Genomic DNA, 15350 nt, shown 5'->3' on the forward strand with positions numbered 1-15350 from the left:
CCTCCATGCTAGGCGGCGCGGCATCATGACCGAATACCAGTCCGATCTGCTCCGCCTGCTCTCTTCGCGCGGCTATATCCACCAGGTCACCGACCCTCAGGGGCTGGATGCCCTTGCCGCGCGCCAGGTCGTTCCCGGCTATATCGGCTTCGACCCCACCGCGCCGTCGCTCCATGTCGGCAGCCTCGTCCAGATCATGCTGCTCCGCCGGCTCCAGCAGGCGGGCCACAAACCCATCGTCCTCATGGGCGGCGGCACCGGCAAGGTCGGCGATCCCAGCTTCAAGGACGAAGCCCGCAAGCTGATGACGGTCGATACCATCGCCAGCAACATAGCCTCGATCAAGACGGTGTTCGAGAACTTCCTGACGTTCGGCCACGGCCCCACCGACGCAGTGATGGTCGACAATGCCGAATGGCTCGACGCGCTCGAATATTTGCCTTTCCTGCGCGATTACGGCCAGCATTTCTCGGTCAATCGGATGCTGAGCTTCGACTCGGTCAAGCTTCGGCTGGATCGCGAGCAGTCGCTGTCGTTCCTCGAATTCAACTACATGATCCTGCAGGCCTACGACTTCCTCGAGCTGTCGCGCCGTTCCGCCTGCCGCCTGCAGATGGGCGGCTCGGACCAATGGGGGAATATCGTCAACGGCATCGAGCTGTCGCGCCGAGTCGACGGCACCGAAGTGTACGGCGTCACTACGCCGCTGATCACCACGGCGGACGGCGGCAAGATGGGCAAGACCATGTCGGGCGCCGTTTGGCTCAACCCCGATCAACTCTCGCATTACGATTACTGGCAGTTCTGGCGGAACACCGACGATCGCGACGTCGGCCGGTTCCTGCGCCTGTTCACCGATCTGCCGCTCGACGAAATCGTCCGGCTGGAGGCGCTGGAAGGTGCCGAGATCAACGAGGCCAAGAAGATCCTCGCCAACGAAGCGACGGCGATGTGCCGCGGACCCGCTGCGGCGCAGGAAGCTGCCGAAACGGCCCGCCGCACCTTCGAGGAAGGCACCGCCGGCGAAGCGCTGCCGAGCTTCGCTGTGCCCGAGGGCAGCATCAATATCGTCGACGCGCTGATCGGCCTCGGGCTATGCCCCTCCAAGGGCGAAGCCCGCCGGAAAATCGCCGAGGGCGCGATCAAGATCGACGACCAGCAGGTCGGCGATCCGACAGCGATGGTCATGGTGACCGGGCAAGTGAAAGTCAGCTTCGGCAGGAAGCGCCACGGGCTTCTCGTGCCGGCCTGAAATCGGCGCGTAAGCCAATGTTAAGCAGCTTCGTTTGAACGGAATTCACGCGAACGAGATATCAGGGAAGCCGTACCTCAAGGTTTGAGCGAGGCGCCCGTGAGTTTTAGCATCGGCAATCTGGCCATCGCCGACGACCGGCAGACGATGCGCGACGACGTGCATTATCGTGCACGGGCGTTCGGCCCCGATGCGCGCCAGCTCACGTTCCTGATCGTAAACATCTCGCCGCACGGGCTGATGGCGCGTTGCGACACGCCATTCGAGACCGGAGACCGCCTTCGCGTGGTCTTGCCGGGCGCGGGAACCGTCGCCGCCGAAGTCCGCTGGTGGTTGGGCGGACGGCTCGGCTGCCAGTTCGATCCGGCAATCGATCTCGCAAGCTATTACGAGCTCATCGCCACCATGGTGAAGGGCAAATAGCCTAACCCGCGCGCAGCAGCGCCACCGCGGCATCGCGCTCGAACAGATAGAGCGCCGTCCGCGCCGCCTCGCCCCGCACGGTCTTGAGCCCGCGATCCTGATCGACCAGCAGCCGGGCGTCGGCATTGGCCGCGACCATGAGCATTTGCATCATCTCGGGCGTCGCCAGCCGGAATTGCGCCTCGCCGGACTGCCGCGTGCCGAGCAATTCGCCGCCGCCGCGCAACTCGAGATCGCGCTCGGCGATCAGGAAGCCGTCATTGGTGTCGCGCATCAGCGCCAGCCGGGCACGCGAGGTCTCGCTAAGCCCGGCCCCGCGGAGCAACACGCAATGCGATTTGCCTCCGCCGCGCCCCACCCGCCCGCGCAATTGATGGAGCTGCGCCAGTCCGAATCGGTCGGCATGCTCGATCACGATCAGCGTGGCATTGGGAACGTCGACGCCGACCTCGATCACCGTCGTCGCGACCAGCACACCGATCGCGCCGCTGGCGAAGCGCGCCATGACGGCATCCTTCTCAGGCCCCTTCATCCGCCCGTGGACCAGCCCGACCTTGTCGCCGAACCGCATTTGCAGCTCCGCCGCGCGCTGCTCCGCGGCGGCGAGATCGACTTTCTCACTTTCCTCGACCAGCGGGCACACCCAATAGGCCTGCTTGCCCGAGCCGAGATGCCGCCCCAGCGCCTCGACGATCTCGGCCAGTCGATCCTCGGAGATCACGCTGGTCTCGATCGGCTCGCGGCCAGGCGGCATCTCGTCGAGCCGGCTGACGTCCATCTCGCCATGCGTCGCCAGCTGGAGCGTGCGCGGGATCGGCGTCGCAGTCATGACGAGGAGATGCGGCGGCACCTGCGCCTTGGACTGGAGCATCAGCCGCTCGGCGACTCCGAAGCGATGCTGCTCGTCGACCACCACGAGCCCGAGATCCTTGTAGCGAACCCCCTCCTGGAAGATCGCATGCGTGCCGACGAGAATGTCGATCGATCCGTCGGCGAGCCCCATCAAGGTCGCCTCGCGCGCCTTGCCCTTGTCGCGACCGGTGAGGATTGCCACTCTTACATCCAACCCTGAGAGCATGCGCATAAGTGTTTCGAAATGCTGGCGTGCCAGAATTTCGGTCGGCGCCAGCATCGCGCCCTGCGCGCCTGCCTCGGCGGCGATCAGCAGCGCCATCGTGGCGACCAGGGTCTTGCCCGAACCGACATCGCCCTGGAGCAGCCGCAGCATCGGCTGGCTCTGCGCCATGTCGCCTTCGATCTCACGGATCGTCCGCGATTGCGCCCCCGTCGGCGTGTAGGGGAGTTGCAGACGGTCGCGGAGCCGCCCGTCGCCCGCCAACGGACTCCCGCGCTTCGCTCGCGCCTCACCGCGTACCAGCATCAATGCGAGCTGGTTGGCGAAGATCTCGTCATAAGCGAGCCGCTCGCGCGCCTTGGCCTCAGAGGGATCGGCATGGATCGCAGCCAGCGCCTCACGCCAGCCCGGCCAGCCCTTCTGCGCCTTGAGGCTCGGCTCGATCCATTCGGGTAATTCGGGAGCGCGCTCGATCGCCTGCGCCGCCAGCGCCGCTATCCGGCGCGATGTGATGCCCTCGGAGCATGGATAGATCGCCTCGCGCCCGCCCGCCTCATCCTTCTGGTCGAGCGGGAGCACGTAATCCGGGTGCACGATCTGCAGGTCCTGCCCATATTGCTCGAGCCTGCCCGACACCCAACGCGGCTCGTTCAAGGGCAACAGCTTCTTCACCCAGCCCGAATTGCCGCCGAAATAGACGAGACTGACATAATTGCCGTGCACGTCGATCGCGTGCACCCGCGCCGGCGCCCGCGCGCTGCCGCCCATCTTATAGTTCACCGGCGTCAGCTGGATCGCGATCACGCGCCCCGCGTCTGCGGCCATCAGTTCGTCGCGCTCGACGCGATCGATGAACCCGGTCGGCAGATGAAAGGCGACGTCCACCGCGCGCGCCAGCCCGAGCCGCTCCAACGGCTTGGCCAGCCCCGGGCCGATGCCCTTCAGCGCGGTGACTTCCGCGAACAGTGGATTGAGAATGTCGGGCCGCATGTCTATCTCCGCCCTACACCGAAGCCGACGGTCGCTCAAAGCGCCGCCGGCCGATTTGCGTTGGAGATCCTGTGGACCGCGAACACCGCCTCAAGCGCCTGCGCTTCCGTGCCTGGCATCGCGGCGTCAAGGAAGCCGATCTGCTGATCGGCGGCTTCTTCGACGCGCATGCCGAAAGCTGGGACGATGCCGAGATCGAGCTGTTCGAAATCCTGCTGGAAGAACAGGACGTCGATATCATGGCCTGGGCGATGGGAACTGCCATTGTCCCCGCGCGCTACGAGGGAACGATAATGAACGCCCTCAAGACACTGAACTACGTACCGATTTCCCGTTAGCCGTCACCTCGGCGAAAGCCGGGGCCCAGAGTCTCGAGCGACGACCGCCGTGGCTCTGGATCCCGGCTTCCGCCGGGATGACGAAGAAGAAGAACGAATGCCCGACCTCAAGAAGATTCTCTCCGCCACCCGCCCGCTCACGCTTTCGGGCACCCCTACCGGCTTCCTCCCCTGGATGCTGGCTGATCTCGCGCGCGCCGGCGGTACCGCGGTGTTCATCGCCCCTGACGAGGCGGCGATGCGCGCGATTGCCTCGACCGCACCCTGGTTCGCGCCGGAGCTCGACATCCTCAGCTATCCGGCGTGGGACTGCCTCCCCTATGACCGCGCCAGCCCGACCCTGCGCGTCATGTCGGAGCGGCTCGCGACGCTCCACGCGCTGCAGACCAAATCCGAAAAGCCGCGGCTGATCGTCACCACGGTCAACGCCGCCACCCAGCGCACGCTGACCCCCTTCCGCATCCGCCAGCTCGTCGCACGCCTCGCTCCGGGAGAGCGGATCGGGCTCGATAAGCTCGCCGCCCTGCTCCAGGCCAATGGCTATGTCCGTGTCGACACGGTCAACGATTCCGGTGAATTCGCAGTCCGCGGCGGTCTGGTCGACCTGTTCCCCAGTGGCGCCGAACAGGCGCTCCGCCTCGATTTCTTCGGCGACGAGATCGAGTCGGTCCGCACCTTCTCGCCCGAGGACCAGCGCACCACCGGCCGCGTCGATGGCTTCGTCCTGCTCCCCGCCTCCGAAGCCCTGCTCGACGAGGAATCGATCAAGCGCTTCCGTACCCGCTATCGCGAGAAGTTCGGCGCCACGGCCACCGGCGATCCGCTCTATCAAGCGATCAGCGACGGCCGCCGCCTAGCGGGCATGGAACATTGGCTGCCCCTGTTCGAAGAGCGGCTCCAGACGCTGTTCGATCATTTGCCCGACGAGGCCGTGCTCGTGCGCGACTCGGCCACCGGTGGCGCCGGCGAGCAGCGCTTCGAAGCGATCGCCGATTATCAGGAGAACCGCGTTCGCGCCGAAAGCTCCGCCCCCGGCAGCTATCGTCCGCTCGCTGCCGATGCGCTCTATCTCTCGCCCGACGAATGGGCGAAAGCGCTCGATCACGGGCCGGTTCATATCGCCACACCGTTCCACGAGCCCGAATCCACCACCGTGCTGGACTTCGATGTGGATGGTCCCCGTGACTTCGCGCCCGAGCGCGCCGCAGGCGCGAACGTCTATGAAGCAGTAGTCGCCCACCTCGCCAAGGTCCGCAAAGACGGCAGGAAGCCGATTCTCGCCAGCTATTCGAACGGCGCGCGCGAGCGGCTGTCGGGACTGCTGGGCGATCACGGCCTCAAGGGCGCCCGCACCGCCGCCAGCTGGCAGGAGGCCCTCGGCATCGCCGACATGGGCATCGCGCTCATCGTCCTGCCGCTGGATCACGGCTTCACTGCGCCCGACGTCGCCGTGCTCACCGAGCAGGACATGCTCGGCGATCGCCTCGTCCGCCGTTCGAAGCGGCGCAAGAATACGGATGCGTTTCTCCAGGAACTCGCCACACTGTCGCCGGGCGATCTCGTCGTGCATATCGAGCACGGCATCGGCCGCTACGAGGGACTGACCCAGATCCCGGTCCAGAAGGCGCCGCACGACTGCGTCGCGCTCTCTTATGCCGGCGGCGACAAGCTCTACGTCCCCGTCGAGAATCTCGAAGTCCTGACCCGCTATGGCGCAGGCGAGGAAGGCGCGACGCTCGACCGCCTCGGCGGCGAGGCATGGCAGCGCCGCAAGAGCCGCATGAAGGAGCGGATCCGCGAGATCGCGGGCGAGCTCATCGCCACCGCCGCCAAGCGCGCCACACGTCCTGCCGAAGTCGCCGAGCCCGATCATGGCGGCTATCCCGCTTTCGTCGATCGCTTCCCTTATGAGGAAACCGACGACCAGGACCGCGCGATCAACGACGTGCTCGAGGACCTCGCCGCGGGCCGCCCGATGGACCGGCTCATCGTCGGCGATGTCGGCTTCGGCAAGACCGAGGTCGCGCTGCGTGCCGCCTTCGTGGCGGCGATGGCGGGAATGCAGGTGGCGGTGGTCTGCCCCACCACCCTCCTCGCCCGCCAGCACCACCGCAATTTCGTCGAGCGCTTCCAGGGGTTCCCGATCGAGATCGGCCGCCTTTCGCGCCTCGTCCCCGCCGCCGAGGCAAAGGCCGTCAAGGAAGGCATCACCGAGGGCAAGATCGACGTGGTGATCGGCACGCACGCGATTCTCGCCAAGGGAATCGACTTCAAGCGTCTCGGCCTCGTCATCGTCGACGAGGAGCAGCGCTTCGGTGTGACCCACAAGGAGCGGCTCAAGGCGATGAAGGCGGACGTCCATGTCCTCACCCTCACCGCCACCCCGATCCCCCGCACGCTCCAGATGGCGATGTCGGGCCTGCGCGAGCTCTCGGTGATCCAGACCCCGCCGGTCGATCGCCTCGCGGTGCGCACCTATGTCATGCCGTGGGACCCGGTGGTCCTGCGCGAGGCGCTGCTCCGCGAGCATTATCGCGGCGGCCAGGCCTATTTCGTCACGCCGCGCATCTCGGACCTGCCCGATATCGAGAAGTTCCTGCGCGAGGACGTGCCCGAGATCAGCTACGTCATCGCCCATGGCCAGATGGCTCCGACCGAAGTCGAGGAGCGGATGTCGGCTTTCTATGACCGCCGCTACGACCTGCTCGTCTCGACCACGATCATCGAATCCGGGCTCGACATCCCGTCGGCGAACACGCTGATCGTCAACCGGGCCGACAAGTTCGGCCTGGCACAGCTTTATCAGATCCGCGGGCGCGTCGGCCGCGCCAAGACGCGCGCTTACGCCTATCTCACCACTCCGCCCGAGCGGCAGATGACAGAGGCGGCGGACAAGCGCCTGAAAGTCCTCTCCGATCTTGAATCGCTGGGCGCCGGGTTCCAGCTCGCCAGCCACGATCTCGACATCCGCGGCGCGGGCAATCTGCTCGGCGACGAGCAATCGGGGCACATCAAGGAAGTCGGCTACGAACTCTACCAGTCGATGCTGGAGGAGGCGATCATGGATGCCAAGGCTGGCGGGCTGCGCGACGATATCCGTCCCAAGGACCTGTCTCCCTCGATCACCGTCGACGCGCCGATCATGATCCCCGAGGAGTATGTCCCCGATCTCGACCTGCGCATGGGCCTCTATCGCCGCCTCAACGATGTCGAGGACAAACAGGGCATCGAGGAATTCGCCGCCGAGCTGATCGATCGCTTCGGCAAGTTGCCCGAGCCGACCGACAATCTGCTCCGCCTGATCGAGGCCAAGCTCAACGCCAAGAAGGCCTGCATCGCCAAGATCGATGTCGGTCCCAAGGGCGCGCTCGTCACCTTCTTCGACGACAAGTTCCCCAATGTCGCGGGCCTGCTCGCTTATGTCGACAAGCTCGGCGAAACCGCGAGGCTGCGCCCCGACATGAAGCTGGTCATCACTCGCGCCTGGGCGAATCCTTCCGCACGGCTCCACGGCGCGCTGCAATTGTCGCGAGGGCTGGCGAAGGCGGCGAGTTGAAGCTGGTTACGCAAAAATCTCCCTCGCGCAGCGGGGAAGGATTAGAGATTGGCCCTCTCGATCAGTTCAGGCGCCGCGACCAAGCACGATCGCGATGTCTTCCTCGCCCTCCAGCGCCTCGGCGTCGAACTTCTCGCGCGTCATGTCGAACGCGCCGGTCAAGCCTTCGACGACCCAGCCGCCCATCACCAGCGTGCCGTCAGGATCCACATTCCCGGCATAATCGACACTGTGGGTCCAGCCACCGGTCCCGTCATATTGCTTGGTGAAGCTGATGCTTGCGCCGTCGCGCTGGCCGTGCACGGTCGCACGCCGGATGCCGCCGATGCCTTGGTCGGGCTCGCTGATCGTGCCCGTCACCGCGCCGTGCTGTTCCTCCAGCAGCGCGATGAAGCCATTGTCCTGATCATCCTGATCAGCCGAGTAGCGGCCGTACCAGACGCCGGTCAGATCCTGCGGATCGCTCATCCCTGCACCAGATTGGCGAGCGCGGGCACGTCGAGCGGCTCGGCGCAGAGATAGCCCTGGAAATATTGGCATCCCTCCTTCGCCAGCAGATCCAGCTGCGCGTCGGTCTCCACCCCTTCGGCGACCACCGCCAGTCCCAGCGAGCGCGCCATGTCGATCACGCCGCGCACCACCACCCGGTCCCGGTGTGCGCCGGTGATGTCGTGGCTCAGCCGCTTGTCGATCTTGAGATAGTCGAGTGGCAGCGCCTTCAGATAAGCGAGGCTCGAATAACCGGTGCCGAAATCGTCGATCGCGACCCGGCATCCCGCCGCGCGGAGCTGCGAGAGCAGCCGCGCCGCTTCGGTCAGATCCGCCATGATTCCGCTCTCGGTAATCTCCACGGTCAGGCGCGAGCGGGGGAAGCCGCTGGCGTCGATTCGCCCGAGCAGGTTGTCGGCGAATCCGGCGCGCGCGATATCGGCGGCAGTCACGTTGATCGACAATCGCAGGTTACCGAGCTTGCTCGGCCATTGCGACGCACCCGTCAGTGCCCGTCGCTGGACATGGTCGCTGAGCTGCGCCTCCAGCCCGGCGCGCTCGGCCGCGAGAAACAAGGTCTCGGCCCCGATCTCGCCGAGTTGCGGATGGTGCCAGCGCGCCAGCGCCTCGACCCCGATCACCTGCCCCGAAGCGATCGCCACCTGCGGCTGATAGCGTACGCCGATCTCACTGCGCTCGAGCGCGCGATGCAGGTCGTTGGCGAGTTCCTCGATCGGCGGCGCGTTCGGCTCGGCCGGAACCGCGTCGCCCAGCATCGCCTCGCTTGCGCGCCGCAACAGGCTTCCCGCCGAGTCGCCGGCGACACTCGTCACGCTGACCATCCGCGCGCCCAGATGCGCGATTTCGCCGCCCGCCACGAAGGGTCGGCTCAACGCCTCCTCCAGCCGCGCTTCGGCCTCGGCGAGGCGAGTGCCGCCGGCATCATGGCTCACAACCAGAAATTCCGATCCGCCGATCCGCGCGACGATCGCCTCACGCCCGAGCAGCTCTCGCGCCACTTCGGCGACCCTGCGCGAGACGCCGCGCAGCAGGGCATCGCCTGCTTCGCGGCCATAAGCGGTGTTGACGGTCTCGAACCGATTGAGGCCGATCAGGATCGTGCCGACCGACTTGCCTTCCGCCAGTTCGCGATCGATCCAGCGCCGGGCGCTGGTGGCATCGCGCGCGCCGGTGAGCGCATCGCGCACCGCCAGGCTGGCATCCGGTGCGATCCCGAGCGCCTCGACAAGGGCATGGAGCGAGCCGCTTTTCGAATCGAACTGCAGATGCTGCACCACACGCCCAACGCCGCCCAGATCGTGCGCGAAGGCGGTGGAGCCCTGGTGCCTGTCCAGCCGTTTCAGCGCCGATTTGACCAGGCTGCGATCGTCCTTGTCCAGCCGCCGCATCACCGAGAGCAACCCCGGCGCCTCGCTCAGCCCGAGCAGATTGGCCAGCCCGGGGGTGAGCTGCAGCGATCGCATCTCGGGATCGAATCTCCACCCCAGCGGCTCGGCGGCACCAGTCCCCTGCCCGCTCGACCGCGCCAGCCGCTCGACGTGGCGCTGGGCGAAGCGAATCGCGTGCGCCATCGCCGCCGACGACATCGGGCTGCCGAGGAAATGCGTCGCCCCGGCATCGTAGAAATGCCGCATGTGCACCGTGTCGCTCTGCGAAACGAGGATCAGCATCGCCCCGCCATGCGCCTCGATCACCCGGGCCAGCGCCTTGGTGGCGTCGAGCCCTTCGCTCATCGCCCCGCGCGCATCGATCACCGCGACGTTGGCGCCGCTCGCGAGAAAGCGCTGCTCGAGCCCGTCCGGGCGCCGCGCCGCGACCACGCGCCAGCCGCCGCCCGCCGCGGCTGCCGCCACTTCGTCGCGTTGCCGGAAGGAAAGCACGAACACCGGCGTGTCGGTGGCGGTGGCGGCATCGGCGATCGTGAAATTGTCATCCATTCGCCCCTCGATAGCGTGAAGCTTCGCGCGCCGCCATCGCAAGGGTTGTTTGGTCGCGCGCAAGGCCTTACCCCGGCACCATGGCAAGCCCCCTCGCCACCCGTGACCAGCAGTTGGTGGACCGCCACGGCCGCGCGATCACCTATCTGCGCATCTCGGTCACCGATCGCTGCGATCTCCGCTGCCGCTATTGCATGGCCGAGGAAATGACCTTCCTGCCCCGGGCGGAATTGCTCAGCCTCGAGGAAATCGCGCTGATCGCCGAGCGCTTCATCGCGCGTGGTGTCCGAAAGATTCGCCTGTCGGGCGGCGAGCCGCTGGTACGCCGCGACATGATCGAGCTGGCGCGCCGCCTGGGCCGCCAGGTCGGCGGCACGCTCGACGAGCTCACGCTCACTACCAACGGCACGCGCCTGGCCCAGCACGCCGAGGAGCTGTTCGACGCCGGCATGCGCCGGATCAACGTCAGCCTCGACAGCCGCGACGCCGAGCGATTCCGTTACATCACCCGCCACGGCGACGTCGCCAAGGTGCTCGGCGGGATCGCGGCGGCGAAGACGGCGGGCCTGCGCGTCAAGATCAACATGGTCGCCTTGAAGGGCCTCAACGAAGACGAGATCGCACCGATGCTCGCCTGGGCCGGCGAACGGGGCCACGATCTGACCCTGATCGAGACGATGCCGCTCGGCCATATCGACGAGGACCGCGCCGATCGCTTCCTGCCGCTCCCCCGCGTGCTCGCCGATCTGCGCGACCGGTTCGATCTCGAACCCGACGATCACCAGTCCGGCGGCCCGGCGCGCTATTGGCACCTTGCCGGCACCGATACGCGGCTCGGCCTGATCTCGCCGCTCACCGGCAATTTCTGCGCAACCTGCAACCGCGTCCGCCTCTCGACCGACGGCAAGCTCCATATGTGTCTCGGCCATGAGGATTCGGTCGATCTGCGCGAAGCGATCCGCACCGGTGGGCTCGCCGAAGTCGATACGCGCATCAGCGAGGCGCTCGACCTCAAGCCCGCTGCGCATGATTTCCACATCGCACCGGGTTCCGCGCCCGCCGTCGCGCGCCACATGAGCGTCACCGGCGGATGATCGCACGCGCGCTCGTCGCTTCGCCGACGCCTCCTGCCCAGCTCGCGGCAGAGGAACTCCGCACGGCCTATGACTGGGTCCCCCTCAACCAGGCCGAGCAGGTCGTGGCGCTCGGCGGCGACGGCTTCATGCTCCAGACGCTCCACGCGATGCTCGAGCGCCGCCGGATCCTTCCCGTGTTCGGGATGAACCTCGGCACGATCGGCTTCCTGATGAACGATTGGCGGCTCGAAGGCCTCGAAGAGCGCCTGGCCCGCGCAAAACCGTTCCGCGTCTCGCCGCTCAGCATGACCGCGACCACCGTCGACGGCGAACAATGCGTGCTCCCCGCGATCAACGAAGTCTCGTTGCTCCGCGAGACTCGCCAGACCGCCAAGCTCGAAGTCACCATCAACGATCGCGTCGTGCTCGAAGAGCTGATCGCCGACGGCATGCTCGTCGCAACCCCAGCGGGCTCGACTGCGTACAACCTCTCCGCCAACGGCCCAATCCTGCCGCTCGGTTCGGCTTTGCTCGCGCTCACGCCGATCAGCCCGTTCCGGCCGCGGCGCTGGCGTGGGGCGATCCTCCCCGAAAAGACCCGCATCGGCATCAAGGTGCTCGAGGCCGACAAGCGCCCGGTCAGTGCCGTCGCCGATCAGCGCGAAGTCCGGGAAGTCGCCTGCGTCGATGTCGCAATCGACCATATGCGCGACCTCACTTTGCTCTTCGATCCCGAGCATGCGCTGGACGACCGCATAACGATGGAACAATTCATCGCCTGAGCCTCTTGCCATGTCGGAAAACCCGCTGCTATAGGCGCGCCTCCGCAGCGGCCACGGCCGCCAAGAAGACGGTTTTCCCCGGTAGCTCAGCGGTAGAGCGTTCGACTGTTAATCGAATGGTCGCCTGTTCGAATCAGGCCCGGGGAGCCACTTCAAATCCGCAGAAACCCACGGTTTTCTGGCGTCGCCAGCGTTCCGCCTTCGGCGACGTTGTGACACGTATTATTACATTCAGGCTGAAAGGCGCGACGAAATGCTTTCGCCCGTCCACTTCCGCCGCAGTGGCTCTTGTCATGTCGGCTGCCGTCGCACGATTCGGCGGGCCACGACGCCGCGCAATGGCGCCTATTCAGCCTTGATCCTGAACGCGACGATATATTTGGAGAGCACGATACCCGCCAGTCCGGCGCCAATGCCAGCGATGATGTCGACCAGATAATGCGGGCCGCAGATGATGGCCGATACGCCCATCAGAGCATTGAGGACAACGAACACCGGGCCGACATAGCGAACGGGCCCCGCCGCCCAACCGAGGATCAAAGCAGCGGCGACGTGGAAGCTGGGAAAGGTGATCAGGCCGGTCAGGAGCACGGGTTCGATGTGGCGCAATCCCTGATCGCGGACAGCATGGATGATGGGGCCGAACCTCCAGGGCGAATCGGAAAGCAGGCCGGGAAACTGGGCTTCCTGAAAATGAAAATAGACCATCGGCCCTTGCGCCGGAAAGAAGGGATAAAAGGCCGAACATAGCAACAGGGACGCAAACCACGCGGCGGCCAGTCGCCACGCTCTCTGGCCCCTTCCGGCGGCAAAGAGCAGGGCGATGATGGCAGCGGATTGCCAAACCAACGATCGATAGACCGCAGTCAAGATGGATTGCGTGAGATTATAGGGGCGGATCCAGTCGGCGAACGCTCGCCAATCGAAGCCGAGAGCCAGATCAGCGCGATGAAGCGCGGCATCCTGATCCGATGTGGCGATAGCTGTCAGGCAGAGAATGCCGAAAATAAAGGCAAAGGCACCTGCATAGACCAAACCGGCGACCTCGGCCGCCCCACCGATACTGGTGTGTCCGACGCGCTTGACGAGGATACCGCCTAGCCAGAGCCATGCCGGCCAAAGCGCATAGAGAAAGATGTCCGGATCGATCGTGAAGCGAAGTAGCAATAAGCCTGCTGCGGTCGCGAGCGCAACAGCCGCCAGAACGGTATAGACCAGCGGAGGCGAAGCGTCGAACGCCCGGCGGCGTTCGATCTCTGGTACGCCGTGGCGCAGCCTGCTGACTATTTGACCGATCACGCTCGATGGCTGCGCCGATCGGCTGGCAACTGCAACCGATTACCATCCTGCGATTATCGCCGGACTGGTTTGGAAGAGGTTTTCAGCAGGTTCGCGGCCAACGGCAATGCGACGATCCGACCGCACAGCAAAGCTCTTGGAGGCACCGACGCCAGATTGCCCTGCACCTAATCGGCGATTGACGCCCGGGCGCGGTGCTCGGTGAAGGCGAAACGGTCGCGAATTCTGCGGTTGAAATAGCTGCCCTTCGAGAATGCCTCGCGCATCCCCTCCGCCACGCGCGGCGGGACGTCGTGATAGCTATAGCGCTTGCCGCTGACGAAAATGATGTCGAGCCGATGCTCGGCCTCGTCATAGTCCCATCGGCGGATCACGCTGGAAGGCATGTGCGGACAACGCATGCACCGTGCTCCGCGTTGCGCTTGCACCTCTCCCTCGCCCCTGCGATGCTCGCCCGATGAGCGATCTCGACGTCTTCATTACCGGCCTGCCCAAGGCCGAGCTGCATCTCCACATCGAAGGCAGCCTCGAGCCCGAGCAGATGTTCGAATTCGCCCGCCGCAATCGGGTCGTGATTCCCTTCGCCTCGGTCGAGGAAGTGCGCGCCGCCTACGATTTCTCAAACCTGCAGGATTTCCTCGACATCTATTATGCCGGGGCCGAAGTGCTGCGCACGGAGGAGGATTTCCGCGACCTTGCGCTCGCATATTTCGATCGCGCGGCGACCGATGGAGTCGTCCACGCCGAGATCTTCTTCGATCCGCAGACCCACACGCATCGCGGCATCCCGTTCGGCGTGGTCGCCAACGGGCTGCTCGCGGGCATGGCCGAAGCCGAGAAGCGCCATGGCCTCACTTCGAAGCTGATCCTGTGTTTCCTGCGCCATCTCGACGAGGAGGACGCGTTCAAGACGCTCAGCCAGGCCCAGCCGTGGATCGACCGGATCGACGCGGTGGGGCTCGATTCGTCCGAGATCGGCCATCCCCCGTCCAAGTTCGAGCGCGTCTTCGCCGCCGCTGCCGCGATGGGGCTCAAGCGCGTCGCGCATGCCGGCGAGGAAGGCCCGCCCGAATATGTCCATGAAGCGCTCGACCTGCTTCATGTCGACCGGCTCGATCACGGCAATCGCAGCCTCGAGGATCCGGGCCTCGTCGCTCGACTCGCCCGTTCGGGCATGACCCTCACTGTCTGCCCGCTCTCCAACGTCAAGCTCTGCAACGTCGCCTCGATCCATGCCCACCCGATCGACCGGATGCTGCGCCTCGGCCTGCGCGCCACAGTCAATTCGGACGATCCCGCTTATTTCGGCGGCTATGTCGGCGACAATTACCGTGCGGTCGCAAAAGGCCGCCAGCTCGATCGCGACGATCTCGTCACGCTGGCGCGCAACAGCTTCCTCGGCTCCTTCCTGCCCGACGACGCGGTCGCAGCGCACCTCGCCGCGCTCGACGCCTATGTGGAGGCGCATTCATGAGCGAGATCGTCTTCTCTCCCTACAGCCATGACGACATGATCGAGGGTATCGAGGCGCTTGCCGCCGCGATGGAGGCCGAGGGCTGGCGCCCTGCCCTGCTCGTCGGGGTCGGCCGCGGCGGGCTGACGCCGGGCGTGTACCTGTCGCACCGCATGGATATCCAACTCGTCTCGATCGACCATTCAGCCGGCATCGCCTCCTTCGGTGCCGCACTCGTAGCGGTCCTCGCCGAACGCACTCGCGCCGGAGACCAGCTTCTCTTCGTAGAAGACATCAACGACAGCGGGCGCACGATCGGCGCGATCCGCGCCGCGCTCGCCGTGCAGAGCGCGATCGGCGAGAATATCCGCTTCGCCGTGCTGATCGACAACATCGTCTCCGCCCAGCGCGTCGATTATCGCCACCGCATGATCGACCGGAGCGTGACCAAGGACTGGTTCATTTTCCCCTGGGAAGCGATGGCGCCACGCACGAAGATCGCCGAGGAAGCGATGGAAGTCCCGGAGCGGATCGCCTGAGAATCGTTCAGCCTCCGTCAATCGCCCAAGGCGCACGATTCATCGTGTCTTCGCGCGGGAGCCTTTCCTGTCCCGTGCGCGTTCGACTCGCGATCGGCATCCCCGCCCCTCGCCGTAACT

General features: G+C 65.7%; 13 protein-coding genes and 1 tRNA gene. 9 read left to right on the plus strand and 5 right to left on the minus strand.

Translation table 11 applies throughout. The features are described from left to right. Positions 1-25: 25 nt before the first annotated feature. On the plus strand, positions 26-1252 hold the full coding sequence (tyrS, locus tag ASE13_RS08590) for a tyrosine--tRNA ligase (protein ID WP_056613512.1): 1227 nt from the start codon (positions 26-28) through the stop codon (positions 1250-1252). Between the two features lie 99 nt (positions 1253-1351). Continuing rightward, positions 1352-1675, plus strand: coding sequence for a PilZ domain-containing protein (locus ASE13_RS08595; protein WP_056613513.1), 324 nt, complete (start codon positions 1352-1354; stop codon positions 1673-1675). 1 nt (position 1676) lies between these two features. Here ASE13_RS08595 and recG read toward each other — a convergent pair whose 3' ends face one another. Then, positions 1677-3740: an ATP-dependent DNA helicase RecG gene (gene recG, locus ASE13_RS08600; RefSeq protein WP_056613515.1), complete on the minus strand. Its 2064-nt coding sequence runs from the start codon at positions 3738-3740 to the stop codon at positions 1677-1679. A 71-nt stretch (positions 3741-3811) separates the two neighbouring features. Between recG and ASE13_RS08605 the strand changes: the two genes are divergently transcribed. Next, positions 3812-4078, plus strand: coding sequence for a succinate dehydrogenase assembly factor 2 (locus ASE13_RS08605; protein WP_056613517.1), 267 nt, complete (start codon positions 3812-3814; stop codon positions 4076-4078). Between the two features lie 97 nt (positions 4079-4175). Continuing rightward, a complete protein-coding gene (mfd, locus tag ASE13_RS08610) occupies positions 4176-7634 on the plus strand; it encodes a transcription-repair coupling factor (RefSeq protein ID WP_056613520.1) in 3459 nt (1152 codons plus the stop codon). A gap of 66 nt (positions 7635-7700) precedes the next feature. On the opposite strand, the gene ASE13_RS08615 is transcribed toward mfd, so the two are convergent. Next, positions 7701-8102 (minus strand): hypothetical protein, encoded by a 402-nt coding sequence (locus ASE13_RS08615; RefSeq protein WP_056613523.1) that lies wholly within the window; start codon positions 8100-8102, stop codon positions 7701-7703. Beyond that, the gene (locus ASE13_RS08620) at positions 8099-10081 is read right to left on the minus strand and encodes a putative bifunctional diguanylate cyclase/phosphodiesterase (protein WP_056613526.1); all 1983 of its coding nucleotides are present in this window, start codon (positions 10079-10081) and stop codon (positions 8099-8101) included. The genes ASE13_RS08615 and ASE13_RS08620 overlap by 4 nt, the downstream gene beginning before the upstream one ends. Positions 10082-10161: 80 nt before the next feature. Between ASE13_RS08620 and moaA the strand changes: the two genes are divergently transcribed. The 3 genes from moaA to ASE13_RS08635 all read left to right on the plus strand — a co-directional run bounded on the left by moaA (position 10162) and on the right by ASE13_RS08635 (position 12089). After that, a complete protein-coding gene (gene moaA / locus ASE13_RS08625) occupies positions 10162-11175 on the plus strand; it encodes a GTP 3',8-cyclase MoaA (protein WP_056613527.1) in 1014 nt (337 codons plus the stop codon). Beyond that, on the plus strand, positions 11172-11939 hold the full coding sequence (locus ASE13_RS08630) for an NAD kinase (RefSeq protein ID WP_056613528.1): 768 nt from the start codon (positions 11172-11174) through the stop codon (positions 11937-11939). Before moaA ends, ASE13_RS08630 begins: the two co-directional genes overlap by 4 nt. 75 nt (positions 11940-12014) lie before the next feature. Continuing rightward, a tRNA-Asn gene (locus ASE13_RS08635) sits at positions 12015-12089 on the plus strand. Positions 12090-12284: 195 nt separating this feature from the next. Here ASE13_RS08635 and ASE13_RS08640 read toward each other — a convergent pair. After that, positions 12285-13238 (minus strand): phosphatase PAP2 family protein, encoded by a 954-nt coding sequence (locus tag ASE13_RS08640; protein WP_056613529.1) that lies wholly within the window; start codon positions 13236-13238, stop codon positions 12285-12287. Between the two features lie 167 nt (positions 13239-13405). Continuing rightward, the gene (locus tag ASE13_RS08645) at positions 13406-13639 is read right to left on the minus strand and encodes a KTSC domain-containing protein (RefSeq protein ID WP_235536894.1); all 234 of its coding nucleotides are present in this window, start codon (positions 13637-13639) and stop codon (positions 13406-13408) included. Between the two features lie 56 nt (positions 13640-13695). Here ASE13_RS08645 and ASE13_RS08650 point away from each other — a divergent pair, with 56 nt between their 5' ends. Continuing rightward, positions 13696-14712: an adenosine deaminase gene (locus tag ASE13_RS08650; RefSeq protein WP_056613533.1), complete on the plus strand. Its 1017-nt coding sequence runs from the start codon at positions 13696-13698 to the stop codon at positions 14710-14712. Continuing rightward, entirely contained in the window at positions 14709-15230 is a 522-nt protein-coding gene (locus ASE13_RS08655; protein ID WP_056613534.1) for a phosphoribosyltransferase, read from the plus strand. Before ASE13_RS08650 ends, ASE13_RS08655 begins: the two co-directional genes overlap by 4 nt. Positions 15231-15350: the final 120 nt, after the last annotated feature.

Origin of the sequence: Sphingomonas sp. Root241 (genome assembly GCF_001428865.1) — a bacterium.
Lineage (GTDB): Bacteria > Pseudomonadota > Alphaproteobacteria > Sphingomonadales > Sphingomonadaceae > Sphingomonas.